The 13,989-nt window shown below is 53.3% G+C and carries 16 protein-coding genes and 1 riboswitch; of the genes, 4 read left to right on the forward strand and 12 right to left on the reverse strand.

The annotated features are described in order from the left end of the window. Positions 1 to 14: 14 nt before the first annotated feature. Positions 15 to 218, reverse strand: a complete 204-nt coding sequence (locus KI809_RS17700; protein ID WP_214172930.1) for a hypothetical protein — start codon at positions 216 to 218, stop codon at positions 15 to 17. Positions 219 to 525: 307 nt separating this feature from the next. Between KI809_RS17700 and KI809_RS17705 the strand changes: the two genes are divergently transcribed. After that, positions 526 to 693: a hypothetical protein gene (locus KI809_RS17705; RefSeq protein WP_214172931.1), complete on the forward strand. Its 168-nt coding sequence runs from the start codon at positions 526 to 528 to the stop codon at positions 691 to 693. Between the two features lie 123 nt (positions 694 to 816). On the opposite strand, the gene KI809_RS17710 is transcribed toward KI809_RS17705, so the two are convergent. From KI809_RS17710 to KI809_RS17725, 4 genes are all read right to left on the reverse strand, one after another. After that, positions 817 to 1,221 carry a response regulator gene (locus KI809_RS17710; RefSeq protein ID WP_214172932.1) on the reverse strand — a complete coding sequence of 135 codons (405 nt, stop codon included), beginning with the start codon at positions 1,219 to 1,221 and terminating at the stop codon, positions 817 to 819. Beyond that, a complete protein-coding gene (locus KI809_RS17715) occupies positions 1,211 to 2,416 on the reverse strand; it encodes a sensor histidine kinase (protein WP_214172933.1) in 1,206 nt (401 codons plus the stop codon). Before KI809_RS17715 ends, KI809_RS17710 begins: the two co-directional genes overlap by 11 nt. A 161-nt stretch (positions 2,417 to 2,577) precedes the next feature. Beyond that, entirely contained in the window at positions 2,578 to 2,997 is a 420-nt protein-coding gene (locus KI809_RS17720; protein ID WP_214172934.1) for a response regulator, read from the reverse strand. A 36-nt stretch (positions 2,998 to 3,033) separates the two neighbouring features. Next, a complete protein-coding gene (locus KI809_RS17725) occupies positions 3,034 to 3,261 on the reverse strand; it encodes a hypothetical protein (RefSeq protein WP_214172935.1) in 228 nt (75 codons plus the stop codon). Positions 3,262 to 3,594: 333 nt separating this feature from the next. Between KI809_RS17725 and KI809_RS17730 the strand changes: the two genes are divergently transcribed. The 3 genes from KI809_RS17730 to KI809_RS17740 all read left to right on the forward strand — a co-directional run bounded on the left by KI809_RS17730 (position 3,595) and on the right by KI809_RS17740 (position 5,339). Next, entirely contained in the window at positions 3,595 to 3,963 is a 369-nt protein-coding gene (locus KI809_RS17730) for a hypothetical protein (protein ID WP_214172936.1), read from the forward strand. A gap of 152 nt (positions 3,964 to 4,115) precedes the next feature. After that, positions 4,116 to 4,286 carry a hypothetical protein gene (locus KI809_RS17735; protein ID WP_214172937.1) on the forward strand — a complete coding sequence of 57 codons (171 nt, stop codon included), beginning with the start codon at positions 4,116 to 4,118 and terminating at the stop codon, positions 4,284 to 4,286. Positions 4,287 to 4,334: 48 nt separating this feature from the next. Then, a complete protein-coding gene (locus tag KI809_RS17740) occupies positions 4,335 to 5,339 on the forward strand; it encodes a zinc dependent phospholipase C family protein (RefSeq protein WP_214172938.1) in 1,005 nt (334 codons plus the stop codon). Here the strand turns inward: KI809_RS17740 and KI809_RS17745 are convergent. The 7 genes from KI809_RS17745 to KI809_RS17775 form a co-directional block, all read right to left on the reverse strand. Then, entirely contained in the window at positions 5,308 to 5,730 is a 423-nt protein-coding gene (locus tag KI809_RS17745) for an arsenate reductase ArsC (RefSeq protein WP_214172939.1), read from the reverse strand. The two genes, KI809_RS17740 and KI809_RS17745, sit on opposite strands and share 32 nt — an antisense overlap. A 513-nt stretch (positions 5,731 to 6,243) precedes the next feature. Next, positions 6,244 to 6,885: an NF038129 family PEP-CTERM protein gene (locus KI809_RS17750; protein ID WP_214172940.1), complete on the reverse strand. Its 642-nt coding sequence runs from the start codon at positions 6,883 to 6,885 to the stop codon at positions 6,244 to 6,246. 102 nt (positions 6,886 to 6,987) lie between these two features. Beyond that, positions 6,988 to 9,780 carry a 5'-nucleotidase C-terminal domain-containing protein gene (locus KI809_RS17755; RefSeq protein ID WP_214172941.1) on the reverse strand — a complete coding sequence of 931 codons (2,793 nt, stop codon included), beginning with the start codon at positions 9,778 to 9,780 and terminating at the stop codon, positions 6,988 to 6,990. 43 nt (positions 9,781 to 9,823) lie between these two features. Beyond that, complete coding sequence (locus tag KI809_RS17760) at positions 9,824 to 10,459, reverse strand: DUF4082 domain-containing protein (RefSeq protein WP_214172942.1); 636 nt, start codon at positions 10,457 to 10,459, stop codon at positions 9,824 to 9,826. 84 nt (positions 10,460 to 10,543) lie between these two features. Beyond that, complete coding sequence (locus KI809_RS17765) at positions 10,544 to 12,325, reverse strand: CehA/McbA family metallohydrolase domain-containing protein (protein ID WP_214172943.1); 1,782 nt, start codon at positions 12,323 to 12,325, stop codon at positions 10,544 to 10,546. 45 nt (positions 12,326 to 12,370) lie between these two features. Next, positions 12,371 to 13,087 carry a DUF4082 domain-containing protein gene (locus tag KI809_RS17770; protein ID WP_214172944.1) on the reverse strand — a complete coding sequence of 239 codons (717 nt, stop codon included), beginning with the start codon at positions 13,085 to 13,087 and terminating at the stop codon, positions 12,371 to 12,373. 266 nt (positions 13,088 to 13,353) lie between these two features. Next, a riboswitch (cyclic di-GMP riboswitch) is annotated at positions 13,354 to 13,428 on the reverse strand. Positions 13,429 to 13,454: 26 nt separating this feature from the next. Continuing rightward, complete coding sequence (locus KI809_RS17775) at positions 13,455 to 13,742, reverse strand: hypothetical protein (protein WP_214172945.1); 288 nt, start codon at positions 13,740 to 13,742, stop codon at positions 13,455 to 13,457. Positions 13,743 to 13,989: the final 247 nt, after the last annotated feature.

A 13,989-nucleotide genomic window follows, 5' to 3' on the forward strand; every position in this document is an offset into this window, starting at 1 on the left:
TGGCTCTTAGCTGGTTAGATTGCGCAGCAGTATTCTTCCGGATCAAGGTCTGCCATTGCTGATTCCGGCTGCGGGAGTAGATCATGGACTTGCTTGACAGTCACGATGGCAGACAGGATCAGACCTTCAGTCGGATGATCTGAGCAGGCGGAAAATGCCTGTTGCAAGTCGTTTATGATGGTGTGGGTCAGGGTGTGCATGTTTGAATGATTTTGCATGGTTAAGTTCTCCTTCAGGTTGTCCAGCGCTAATCGTATTTTGTACCGGAATGCATAACGTTTTATTATTGTTAATTGATAACAGACAAATATTGCGAAAGTATTGCGGGAGTGAAAAGAGTTTGCAAATTCCCGGCATAATGGCGCCTCCGGAATCTTTAAACAGTGATGCCGCTCAATGGCTACTGTTGACAGTTATCGCAGTTCCCTGATATTTTTGCGTAAATATTGCCCTGCCGTAATACAACGGTAACGTGAGAATGGTAGGTCTTGGCTGTCTGAATACTTATCAAACAGGAGAAGCACTTTGAACGAGCACTACACGACACTCTACTATGACACCGACAAGATCATTCAAACCCTGCAGCGCGCCTATCACGATTGTCCCCACAGCCCCACGGAAGACCTGATCCTTTCGGCCCTGCAGGCAGTCAGAAAGCTGCAGCAGGACATCCAGGACGCCGGCAGCATCTGATCCGTTTCTTGGGAGATTTTGATATAGCGTCCATAACTGAGCGTGATTGTCTGTTGAATAACAGGAAAAACCTACCTGAGATGATTCAAGACGTTGGCTTCTATAATAGTTACGGGGTGATTTTCAGTTGCCTGATACTCTGTCCGCTCCGTTTCGCATAGCAGCAAGATAATCGTGTACTTTATTGCGCAGCGCGGCAATGTCTCCTTTGCAGATATAGCCCTGTACTTCGTTTGTTGCTACCAAAGTCCGCAAGGTATCTTCATCATTGGATGAGTAGAAGAAGATGGCGGTGTTCATTTCCCGGCAGAGCGGTTTTACTATTTCAGCGAGTTTCGCCCCGGAAAGCGCCGGCATGTTCACATCCAGCAACAGCAGATCTGGCCTGACATGCTTCAGCTGAGTGGTGGCGCCGAAGGAGCCCTGGTGGGTGACTACCTCAATCTGGTCACTGCTGAGAAGGCCCTTGGCGGTATAGAGGTGAATTTCATCATCATCGATAATCATCACGGTTTGCTTATGCTGCATGGCTGTGGATTCCTTGTTGGTCGATCTGTTTCAATGGTAAAGACAGGCTGAAAACCGAGCCTTTATTGTAGGTGCTGCTGACGGAAATGGACCCGCCGAGGAGTTTTGCGAGATTTTTGCTGATGGTCAAGCCCAGCCCGGTGCCTTCATGGGTCTTGGTTGAGGCGTCTTCGACCTGGGCGAAGGCACTGAAGATAAGGTTGATATCTTCTTCCTTGATGCCGATGCCGGTGTCGCGGACCTCTATCACCAGCTGGTCTTCGTGGATCAGCATACCGATTGCAATGGAGCCCTGATCGGTAAATTTTGCCGCATTGCTTGTCAGATTGGTTACAATCTGGCGTAGTTTGATCGGATCCGTAGAGACCACTACCGGTTCGACGGGGGTAATGACCTGCACTGCGACCGGTTTATTGCCGATCAGGATGCGGGTGGTCTCCGCAACTTCGGCAAGCATTGCTGCTACATCGACCTGTTGATGGGCGACTTCCATTTTTCCCGCATCAATTTTCGACAGATCGAGGATATTGGTAATAACGGCCCTGAGGTTTGTCGCCGTAGATATCATGAACGACAGGCGCTCTTGTACCTGCTCCATTGATCCGCTGTCTGCCGCCATTTGCAGCAGCTCGGTCAATCCGATAATGGCGTTTACCGGTGAACGGAGCTCATGCGTGACATTGGCCAGGAACTTGGTCTTTACCTGGTTGATCCTTTCCAGCTCTTGGGAGCGGGCTGTTGCCATTTCTTCCAAAAGAACACTGCGCGACAGGGCATTGCTCTGTTCAATTACCAGTTGTTTTACCGACAGAAGGCCAAGGTAAGCCCCATTTACGTCTGCAACGATAATTTCGTCGTAAATATCTTGAGGTGAACGGGCAAAGGCCTTGTCGATTACCTCATCGAGCGATTCGCTGGCAGCGACGATAAGTGGCGTAGTGTCGGCAATGGAAATGATCGGCTGCCGTGAATAGAGTTCGTTGCCGAACCTGCGCGACAGGGTGAAGAACAGTTTTGTTCGGGTTATCAGCCCTTTTGGCGTCACTCCCTCAACCACTGCCAGAGCTTCCAGGTTTGGCGTATTGAAAAAATGGTCGGAAATGGCGCTTACCAGGGTCTGCGGAGCGGTCTGGTCGTTTGATGTGATCAGTTCTCCGACAATAATCACGCTGTTCTGGATAGAGGCTTCCTGCATAGTGCTCCCCAAATCTACCGATCTGCATGCCTGCCTTTGTTACGCATAGCGGATGGTTGTTTGATTACGCTCTATGGAGTATCGTCTCTTGCAAAAAACACTTTAGTTACAATCATGTAAACTTTTTGGCAACTAGCTTAAATACGGCAGTTGCCAGTGGGCTATGCTTCTTTAGATAATGGAGGAAGGTCCAGTTCGGCTATGGCGGACTTGAAGTCGTTCGGGCTGGGAGGTTTGATAAGGTAGGTGTGTACTCCTAGTTCTTTACAGGTGTTCTGGTCTTTTGGGTTGAACGATGAACTCAGGACGATTACCGGGAGCTGACCCAGCAAAGGGTCAGCCCGCAATGCCCTTATCAGTTCCATGCCGTTCATGATCGGCATGTTGATGTCTACGATGAGTATCTCAGGGGCTGCTTTGCTGTCGTTATTGCCATCAGATGTGCTGTGAAGAAATTCCAGGGCCTCCTTGCCATGGTTCCTGACAATGACATTTTTAAAATCAGCTTTTCGCAGGGCTCTAACGGCCAAAAATATGTCATTCGGGTTATCATCAACCAGCAGAATTGTTCTGCTTCCCATTGCCTGTCCCTTTCCGCACCACTCTGCAAACCTGTATCAGGATGCGCAGTTGCAACCGATGAATTCAACTTTGCCGACATTGCCGTTAGCCGTGACTGACTGTTTTAGCCGGGAGCCGCAGGAGAAAATGGTTTCTTCCATGGTCAACTGTCGCCCGTGGCGCTCAATGGTGTGACTGATAACTCCGCAGCGGCAATCGATGCAGGTTGGGTTCTTTCTGTTCATGACAATGCACTCCTTGAGAATAGAATTTATGATTGTCATCCTAGCACTCCTCCTTGACAACGGAATTACTGGCAAGTATCGATTTTGCAACAATAATCATATGTCTAGTTAACTATTCAGAGTGGCTTCTTCTCTGTTAATACGGCTGCTGGAAGCTGTTGGCCGGACATTTTCATCAGTTATGGATACTATTGCAAATTTGCGGCAAATCGTTGCCTGACTGCAATACGGGCGTCATAGAGAATTGCTATGTTAATGACGCTGCTGGTGTGTTTCGTTAAGTACTAACTTGACGGCAGCAGAGTCCACCTGCCGGTAATTGGTGATTTTTACCAGGAGCTAATAGTCCCTGGTTCATTAAAAGGAGACGATATGAGCAAGTCGCAGATAATTTTCAAGTACCTGTTTGCCGAGGATTACAATCCGGTCTATGTCAACGGAGCACATGGCGGGGTTTCTCCAAGAGGCGAGATTGTGACCCATTTCTACCTGGAGCGCTCAGGCGTTCCGGCCTCCATCACCCATGAGGTTGACGGCGGCGCTATCGGCAGCGAGATTGCCCAGGTTCCGGCCGACTTTGGCCAGACCCTCTATCGCGCCGTTGAGGCCGGGATTGTCATGAACTACGATAGCGCCCGCTCTTTTCATCAATGGCTCGGCGAGCGGCTCAAGGAGTTGGAGGCGCTGCATGAAGCCAGAGAAGAGGCTAAGTTGCGCAGCGGTGGAGCAGCTGCTAACTGATGTCGGTCTAATTTAACTCATTTGGTGGGTATGCAATCGCTTCACAGGCCTGGTCCGGAGTCAAAACTCCGGGCCAGGAAACTGATCGTTTCTTCATAAAAACGTAGCGCATTATGCATGAGTACCACACATTTCTATGCTAGCGTGGAGCCATGAACAGTTCACTTCCTAATCCCGAGATTTGCCAGACCAGAAAACTGCCGGATGCCTGCCTCTATTACTGCCGCGCCTTGACGAGCTTCCCGAGCCTCTGTCACTATTCCATGACATTCGGCGATGATTTGCTATGCCTGCATCCCGGCAACCATCAATATGTTCGCTAAGCTGGACGCAGAATGACCAAGCAATATTCCATTCGAGGTTGATGAATCATGCCCGGACCTTATGCCCATCTCTCCCTGGTCAGGGAGCTTGCAAACTCGGCCTGTTTCATTGAGGCCATGCTGCCTGTTACCGGTTTGTCGTCTCCGGGTGATGAACTTTTCTGCTTCTGCGCTCTCGGTACGGTCAGTCCCGATTATCCCAATCTGGCTTCTTTCGAATCAGGTGATGCGGTTTGGGCTGACGCCATGCACTATAGCCATACCGGAGAGATGGTAATCCGGGGTATCGATTACCTGAAAAAGATGCCTGACAACGGTGCGAAGGCGAGATGCCTGGCCTGGCTTCTCGGCTACTGTGCACACGTTGTTGCTGATGCGACCATCCATCCGGTCGTGCAACTCAAGGTTGGTGCTTATGAAACCAATGTCCAGGCTCACCGGCGCTGCGAACTGCATCAGGATTATTTTATTGCCCCTCGCCTCGGACTCGGCGCTATCGGCAAGTCACCTCATTTGAACGGCCTTTTGTACGGCTGCCTCCAAGAGGGGAGCCGCCGGTTGCTCGATCCGGATATTACCCGGTTCTGGTCTGGTCTGCTCCTGGAGTGTCACCGCGACCGGTTCCTGAAGCAGCCCCCCGACATCCACGCCTGGCACCGGAATGCCATCCAGCTTGCGGCGGCGGGGAGAGCTGACGGTCTGCACCTCTTCCCCCTGGCGCGGTTGATCCTGGCTAAAACCGGGCTGCACTATCCTGCTGTAGGGGGTGCAGATCCGGAGTACATCGAGCGGCTCCCGGTGCCGGGTGGCAATCTCATGGCGTATGACGGTCTCTTCAACCTGGCAGTGGCCAACGTGGCCGAAGCCTGGAAGATCGTCGCAGCGGCGGTTCATACCGGTGATGACCGTTATTGCTCCTGGTTCGGTGACTGGAATCTGGATACCGGCTGTGATCCGGTTGGCCGGTTGGCTTTTTGGCAATTGCGGGACTGCTATTGGTTAACAAGCAGTCTATGTAGAGTCATGAATTTGGAGAATCAGTCAGATAGCTAGTAAGCTGCTCCAGAATCTCATCCCTTACCCGCCGGAACTCAGGTAGGAGCTCTTCGATGGTGCCGGCAAACCTTGAGGGATCATCGAAGCCAATATGCACCCGGCGAATTCCTCCAAAGAAGATTGGGCACTGTTCGTTGGCAGAATCGCATAGAGTGACGACATGGTCGAATTGCTGATCTTCGAACTCGTCAAGGGACTTGGACCTGTGGCCGGTCATCACTATACCCAGTTCCGACAGGACCTGGATAGCTAGTGGATTGACTCGGGTCGTTTCAGTTCCGGCGGAATAAGCCTGGAAACGGTCGCCGAGGTAGTGGTTTACGAGCGCTTCTGCCATCTGGGAACGACAAGAGTTGTGGGTACAGAGAAACAGGATACGCTTTTTCATTGTGAAGGATAATATCTGCTTATAAGGATGTAAACAAGTATAAAACCATATGTTTTTCAGATCAGCCTCTCATAAATAAGGCGGCCAGAGATTTGCTCTGGACCGCCTTTGATTTCCCTTTCAGTTTTGCCGAGATTCCATCCTTCATTTGAACGTAACCCGCACAAAGCAGCTACTACGGTCAATTAAGCAGGTTCTTTTTAGCTCATTGAGGTTAGCCATAATATGGGATATAAGGTTGCTTTCGTTTTCGCGGCTTGATGCGCCGGAGAGCTAATATTGTTGCGGCAACGGCAACTAGTGTAAAGATGGTCTTCTTCATGGGGAGTTCCTTTCCTTCTGCAAATCAGCTGAAGACTTGTCAGGATGTTGATAGATGAACTTCCTACCACGTTATCCGGGTTTGAAAGTAATAAGCCTGGACCGGAGTAGAGACCCCGATCCAGACCTTTTTAGCTGTAGCACATGCTTTAGTGAAACGTCACCGGCATTGACTCATCGCTGAAATCCTGCCTACTTCCGGCGTCTCCTGATTCCCACCAGCCCCATGAGCCCGGAGCCGAGCAGCCAGGCTGCGGTCGGGATCGGCGCCGGTGTCGGGGTGACACTAGCTTCGCTGGCAAAAATTTCGGTGCTTGTGCTGCCGTCGTTCATAAGGTTGATGTTAAAGAGGGAACCAGCCACTGAACCATTAATACCGTCGGCATTAAAAAGGGGCTGTAAACCGATTTCGTCCCGGAAAATGCATAGGGAGAAGGTACTGCTGCCGCCATCCGGAGTGCCAACAGGAGGGCCGGGGAAGGAGATATTGAATTTCAGGAGATTTTTGAACCAATAACCCTGATTATAATCATTTGTTCCGTTTGTATTATTGAAATGCACAAAGCTTGGCAGGCGTCCGATCACAGCACTGCCGTCGACAACTTGATCGGAAGGAGGACCACTGATAAAACCTGATTCTGCGAATCTGATTTCGCGAACATTGACTGATGAAGGAACCCCGTTAAGTCCACCGTACTGAAGATAGAGAAAACCTCTGGTTCGGTTAATCCTTGAGGTGTCAATTGATACGTCGAAACTGAGGTCTGCAAACGCCGAGCTGGCGGCAAACATGATGACGCTCACAATAAACAGTTTGATTTTCAAGAAGTTCATTTCATTCTCCTGACAACTGATCATGTTCAGAATCTAATGTCCAAAGTAACAGCACCCGGACCGGTTTGAAGGTCCGGGTGCTTCATAAGGCATAAAATGCAATCAGTTGCTGCGCGGAGCCAGCGATACGGTCTTGGAAGTGCCCCAGGTCTTGGTATTCCAGAGATACTCGCGCACAGTCATTTGCGTTGCACCCGGATCGATCGAGACCACCTGAAACGACAGTTTGCTCGGATCGCCAATGCCATTGGCGGCGTCGATCCCTGAAACCATGCCTTTCATCGGGGAATCGACGCGGAAGGTATTCAGGCTGATGTCGCTATCCGGCCCGGCATAGGTGTAGAACTCGTTGTAGTTGGTATTGCCGTGGAAGTAGGCCACCACGTTCTTGTGGTTCTTGAGCCAGGCAACCAGCGCCCTCTGCTCGACAGTGCTGGGGTCATTGATGGTGGCAACGCTTGCATAGCCGCCGGCACCTTCGCCCAGCACCAGGTTTTCGAATTTATCGGTGGAGTTGATGGTATGGTTTCTGACTTCGTTGGGGTTGATCAGGTGCTTGGTTTCCAGGAGCGGTTCGTCGTGGGTGAAAAGGACCACCGGCGTGGTTGAGCTGACCTTGCGCAGGTCGGCATCCATCCAGGCCCGAGCGGCGCTGTCCGGCCACATGCCGATGAAGACAAAGTGGACGCCACCGATATCCTTCGAATAGTAAACCTTGTTGCCGGCGTAGCTCGCAGCGGCATCAGTGGCCGAGGTGCCGATAAAGCCGGCGTTGGTGAGCGGTGTTATCGGGTTCAGCATCAGGTTGTAGATATTCACGTACGAGGTGGCGTCAAAGGCAGGGCTCAAAGTCTTGTAGTAGCCGATGGCGTTGCTGACGTCATGGTTGCCCGGCACCAGATAGAGTGGAGCCTTGGTATTGTTACGGTCGGTTACGGTCAGCCCGTTAAGATAGTCGGCTTCAAATTGTGTCCAGGAGGCAGCGGCACTTTGGATTAGTTTGGATGCTTCCTGACGATTGGCGACATCGCCGGTTTCGGCAACGAAATCCAGTGCGCCGACAGAGCTGGCACAGGCATTTACTCCGTTGTCGCACGGGATCGCAACTGGTGCGATTGTGGATTGCAGGCTGTTGATCGAAGCAACCAGGGCCTGGTTGACGGCCTGAGCGTTTACCGTAGCCGTTGACGCAACGAGATCTTTCCGCGTGATACCGTAATGGGCGTCAGAGGTGTAAACGAACTGGATCGGGGCCGCTTCGCTCCGGACAATCCTGTTGTCGATATTGACATCAAAAGGCACTGGCAGGCTTCTGATGTAGGAGACGAGCACGTCGATATCCGCGGCATCAATAACCGGGTTGAGGCCGTTCTTGAAAACGGTAAAGCCGTCGCCGCCGCCTGAGAGGAAGTTGTTGGTGGTCACGGTATAAGTGGCAGCCGTATCGATTTCTACCCCGTTTTTGCGTACTTCGTTGATTGTACCTGCTTTGCCGGCGCCATTGTTGATCCAGCTGTAGCTGAGGCCTGAGATCTGCAGCATCTTTGGCGACGCGGGGTTGCTCCACTGCTGGGCGAGCAGGTCATAGATCTGCTGTCCGGTCATGGACATCCGCACCATCTGGTTGCCGAACGGCTGGATAGTGAAGAGCTCTCCCCAGGTTACGATGCCTTTATCAAGGTCGGCACGGATCCCGCCAGGATTCATGAAGGCAAAGTCGGTCCCTTCATAGGCGCGCTGGGCATCGGCAATAAGGTTGCCGAGTGCCGATTCGCCGGCCGGGGTCTGGCTCCTGGTGATGAGATCCGAGGTCTCACCAACAGGAACAGAAACCAACGGCGCTACCACGGTATCGGCAGTGGCAACTATTCCAGCCACGGCGGTATCAGGGGTCAGGCCTGCTCCGGCATCGCCGAAGGTGGTGACGATGTTGGCTGACTTGGCAACGATATCCTTGCTGGAGGGGCTTATTTCGATATTGATGTCGGCATAGGCAGTACCGGCGGAGTAGGCCTGGGTGACCAGCACCGGCCTGCCGGCAACGTTGTTGACCAGTTTATTGACACTACCGTGACTGTGACCGGAGATAACCAGGTCGATTTCGCCGTCGAGTTTGCCGACGATGGTATCGACGTCGGCAGCACCCTGATGGATGACCCCAACGATTGCCTTGACCCCTTTGGCCTGCAGTTCCGGGATATAGCTGTTGATGGCGGTTGCCTCATCGATGAAGGTGAGGCCCACTACGCCGGCCGGGGCCACGATGTTCGGCGTATCCTTGAGGATGGCACCGATAAAGGCGATCGGAGTGTTTCTCACGGTTTTGATGATGTAGGGAGGCAGGAGGGGCTTACCGGTGGCAGTGTCGATCACGTTGGCGGCGATGTAGGGAAAATGCGCGCCGGAGTAAGGGTTCTCGATGAACGGACCTTTGGCATGGTTGCCGCCGTTCATCATCCGGAACAGTTCGGCTGTTCCCTCGTCGAACTCGTGGTTGCCGACGGTGGCAAGAAGGTTACAACGTGCATTCATCTTGTCGGTCAGGCAGTAAGGGTTGGCCAGGGTGTTGAGGAACTGGATCGACGGCTCGTCCTGCAACAGGGCCGAGTTGGCGGGCGAAGCGCCGACAAAGTCGCCGTCACTGACAATGATGGTGCGGTCTTCCATGCCGCTCTGGGCTTTCTTCAAGTATGAGGCGAGTACCGCTGCTCCGCCGGCCGGGCGACCGCTAACGGTCTTGGGTGACAACTGGCCGTGGAAATCATTGATTGCCAACAGCTTTACCTTGAGGTTTGCTGCCGGGACAGCCCAGGCAGCACCGGCGCCAAGAGCCACCAGTTGGGCGGACAAGGCAGCGGTTGCCAGGAATTTTTTGGTGAATTTCTTTTTTTTCACGGTTCTCTCCCTTATGTATTTAAGAAATGGGCGTTTCGTTCAATTAATTGTTGTTTCTGCGGCGGACTGCGCCGAGCATGCCGAGTCCTGAGCCGAGCAGCCAGAAGGCGGCCGGAATCGGGGTAGGGGTTACCTCCATGTTCGGGCCGAATGTGCCGTCCGCTACAGTGATTGTGCCGTCATTAAGTGCCGGGAAACTCAAGCTGTTGCTGGTCGTGTAATAGCTGCCGGTGTAGGTGATCAAAGGATTGACCGAAGAGCCGACGGTGCCGATTGCCATCTGGTCGGCACCCATGTATGCAGCGATGAAGTAAGTGGCATTCTTGGTCAGCGCCAACTTTGTGTCGAGGGAGTGATAACGGAACAAGCCGTTAAGAGAGTCGGCATTGCTGACTGCAGTGGAGGCAAGCAGATTCTGGTTGGCATCGAAAATGCCCACAGCGTGAGTCTCGGTAAAGACACGGTTGCCGGTGCCGAATTCAGGAGCGGCATAGACACCGAGAGAGTTGACAAAGAGGTCCTGGTTGGCGGTGAAGCTCCAGCCGATGGTGTAGTTGTTGCCATCGTTCCAATCAACGGCGGTACCGGTAAAGTCGACAGCTACTGCAGCAAAGCTGGTGCCGGCATAGCAGACGACGCCCAGCGCTGCGATGGCAAGGGTGCGAAGTGCGGATTTCATGGATACATCTCCTTTTCACAGTGTTAGATAATGAAGATGGCCGGAACTGCGTGGTTCCGGCCATCGGTGTTTAAGTACGGGCTATTACAGCGCCTTCACAAAGATCGGGTTGCTGTAGAACCAGAGGTCGTCCCAGGCCATGTCGGCATTGTTGGTTCCCGGGGTGTTGATCAACGGATTGCCGGCAGCGTCGGTACCGTAGACGATCTTGGTGCCGGTGGCGTCCATCTTTTTCACGTCATACCCGAGGTTGGAGCCGCGAATGCGGAAGAACATGTCGTTCTGCACGTTCGGCACGTCAAAGGTCATGGTGGTGTAGCCGGCGGCGTCGGTAGTCCACGAGGCGGCGTCAAAGGTCTTGACGATACTGGCCACTGTTGGGTCTATGGCTTTGTAGGCCGCGTTCGGGGTTACGCCGTCAGCCAGGAACTTGCCGGCTTTTGTGGCATTCACTTTGCCTTGGATCAGCTGTACGTGGTGCACTGAAGGAGCCTTGCAGACGTAGGTTGCCGAAGCGTTGACCCCTGCTGCGCAGTTGTTGTTGGCAGGTGATTTGAAGCGGATCTGTACGCTGACTTTGTTACCCTTTTTGATCTGAAGGGTTTCGCCCATGGTGGCGGATTTGGTGCCAAACGGGGTCTTGAAGACGACCTTGTAATCCAGGTCGTTGATCAGGTCGCCATGGACAGTGTAGGAGTTACCGGCGCGGAGGCCGTTGACCACATCTTCCTGGGTGTAGATGCCGTCGTTATTGGCGTCTTTAACCTTGGTGTAGGTCTTCAGGTACTCGCCCGGCCAGAAGTCGGCGCCGGCATCGCTGTGGAAGTCTGAGCTGGGGATGTTCCAGAACTTGCGGCCGTCGGCCAGCAGGTTGTCCCAGAGGCCGCCGACTGTGGCCACATAGGTTCCTGCGCCGCCGTAGGTGCCGCCGCCGCAGGCGCCGGTGCCGAAAGAGCCGCGGCTGGTTTCTTTCTCGTGTCCGGGGATCCCTTCAAAACTGAAGGCGACCGTCGGGCCGTTGTCGTTGATGTCACGGAAGGCAGCGATGTTCCAGGCGCCGCCGTTAAGGCCGCAGCCGGCGCGCTCGACGTGGGCCGGGATGACATAGCTGTTTGCCGGGTAGTTGGCCTGCAGCCACTTCACGGCGTCTACCGTCTTGTTGTGCAGTTTGTTCAGGCCGAGCGTTGCCGAGTAGTCAGGGGCAGAGGCATTGTAGGTGGCGTTAAGAACCTTACCGGTCCACCCCATGGTGGTGGCGGTGTTGGCAGTCAAGGTGCCGTCGGTGTCGGAGTTATCGAAACGGTACTCAAACTCGGCGATCGGCAGGGAGTTGTTGGCAACGATGGCAGAGCTGCAGTGCTCATGCCCCGGGGGGTTCCACTCCATTCCGCTCATTGCGATTTTTCCCAAAGGTGAGTAGTTGTCACGGATGGTTTTGATCCAGTCAGCTGCGCCCATGTATGCCGGACCAGCGTAGCCGGGGATATTTGAAGGGCTGATCAGGGACTGCCAGCGCCACATCAATCCGGAATCACCGACAGCCAGTCCCGGACCGTATGTACTCCAGGCGTTATTGAAGTTGTCCTTGCCGCTGGTCCCACCATGCTCGTTGTTGGCCTGGAAATCGACACCAAAACGGAAGCCTTGCGGCATTACGCCTTTACGGTACAGCCCGGTGGGGTCAGCCCAGGCCGATGTGGCGATCACGCCGGCAGCGGTCAGGTCGTTCATCGGGTAGGAACCGTCGGTGTAGGTCGTATGCTGGTGAAGGTCACCGGTCATCCATTTCTCGGCGGCAAAGGCGCTGCCGGCCGAGAGCATTGCTACTGCGAGAACTGCGGCGCATACTTTTCTATTTGCTTTCATCGTCTATCGCTCCTTAAGTATTTGAAATGGGAATGCAGGCAGCTGTTAATTCTTCTTTCTACGAATGCCGGCCAGGCCGAGAAGGCCGGAGCCGAGCAGCCAGGCAGCAGCCGGGATCGGGGTCGGAGTAAGGTCGATGTTGGCGCCCAAGCCGCCGATGATAGTGTCCGGGCCGTTGACGCCGCTGGTCAGCGAAGCGCTGCCGAAGGTGATCCCGTTGGGGTTTTCCCCGTTTGCCAGGTAGTAGAAGGCATCTGCGTTGTAGGTGATCCCGGAATAGATTTGCAGATTGCCGAACGGCTTCGGATCGCCATAGCCGAAGATGGAATTGGGAACCTGGGCAGTGTAGTGGTCAGATCCCATGACGGCACCGACATAGTAAGTCTGGCCGGCAGTCAGCCTGGTCTGGGTAATGTTGGCCCAGTGGTAGCCGAAGCCGTTTGGCTTTACGCCGGTTTCAGTTACCGTTGTCGAGGCCATAAGGGTGCCGGCATTGTTCCAGAGGCCGATGAAGTGTGACGGCTCCGGCGAAATATCCCGGTCGGTGTCATAGACGGCTAGCCTGGTGGCGTAGAGATCGGTGTTGGCGGTGAAGCTCCAGCCTACGATGTTGCCGGTTGCGCCAGTTTCCTGGTACTCATCCGACGGTGACGTAAAGCTGATCCCCATTGCTGCATGGGCTTCAGCTCCAGCCAACAGCGATGTCGCCAGGAGCGCCCCGAACAGCGCAGTCTTGTAGTGATTCATTCTTCTCAACTTCATGGCATTCTCTCCTTTATTCGTTTTAATTGGTGCGCAGCTGATTAACTTCAGGTCTCGCTTTATTCAATTGTGATTGCTGCCGACTTGCTGAACGTTGACAGGAAATCATGACCGATCTGGTCTCGTCGGGCTTCATCATGGATTTATTGCCCGCTATCTTCCCGCAATCGCTCGCGCCGGTAACACATCGCTGGTGACTTGCTCAATCCCCCTTTCCTGGTTTGGACAGTGAAAAAATGAAAAAGCCTGGTTGTCTTTCATCATTGAAAGGCAACCCGGCTATCCTCGTGGGACCCGTGGCTTTCCGTCCCCGTCTTGCAACGGGTTTGGCTTTGCAGTTGTCAGATATTAATTTGAGGGTAACGGGTCAGGCAGGTGGCGCTCTGTCGTGGGAAGAGCACCTCTGGTGAGCTTTCGGCAAAAGGCTGCATGGCAGAATGTTTTGAATGGTAACAATGATATTAGGGCTGGAAATGATTGTTTTGGCCGGGGTGTCTGCCGGAAAAACAGATGGAAGGTTTGACTGGGCAGCAACCTTGCCCTGGCAAGGCGCTTCAGTTGTGAGGTGGTGAAACTGATCTTTCTGGTCGTAATACGATCCCTGGTAATGATGATGCAGCAGGGCTATGCCGAATTGCACCAGCAGCAATGTCATCGGCAATACCCAAAACAGACGAATTATTGAACCTGACTGCTGTTTCATAAATTCCGTGGAAAATTCCTTGTAAGGTGGTGTCGATAACTTTTTGAAAAGAAAAAGCCCGAAACAACAAAGTGAAACGCACTTGTTGTTTCGGGCTTTCCGATCCCTGTAATAACAGGTCAGTCAGTACCCTTGTCGTACATAGTTGTCATATTTGGGACAGGATACTGCCAGAGAACTGTTACGTCTGTTAGATGGG

Source organism: Geoanaerobacter pelophilus, assembly GCF_018476885.1.
GTDB classification, from domain to species: domain Bacteria; phylum Desulfobacterota; class Desulfuromonadia; order Geobacterales; family DSM-12255; genus Geoanaerobacter; species Geoanaerobacter pelophilus.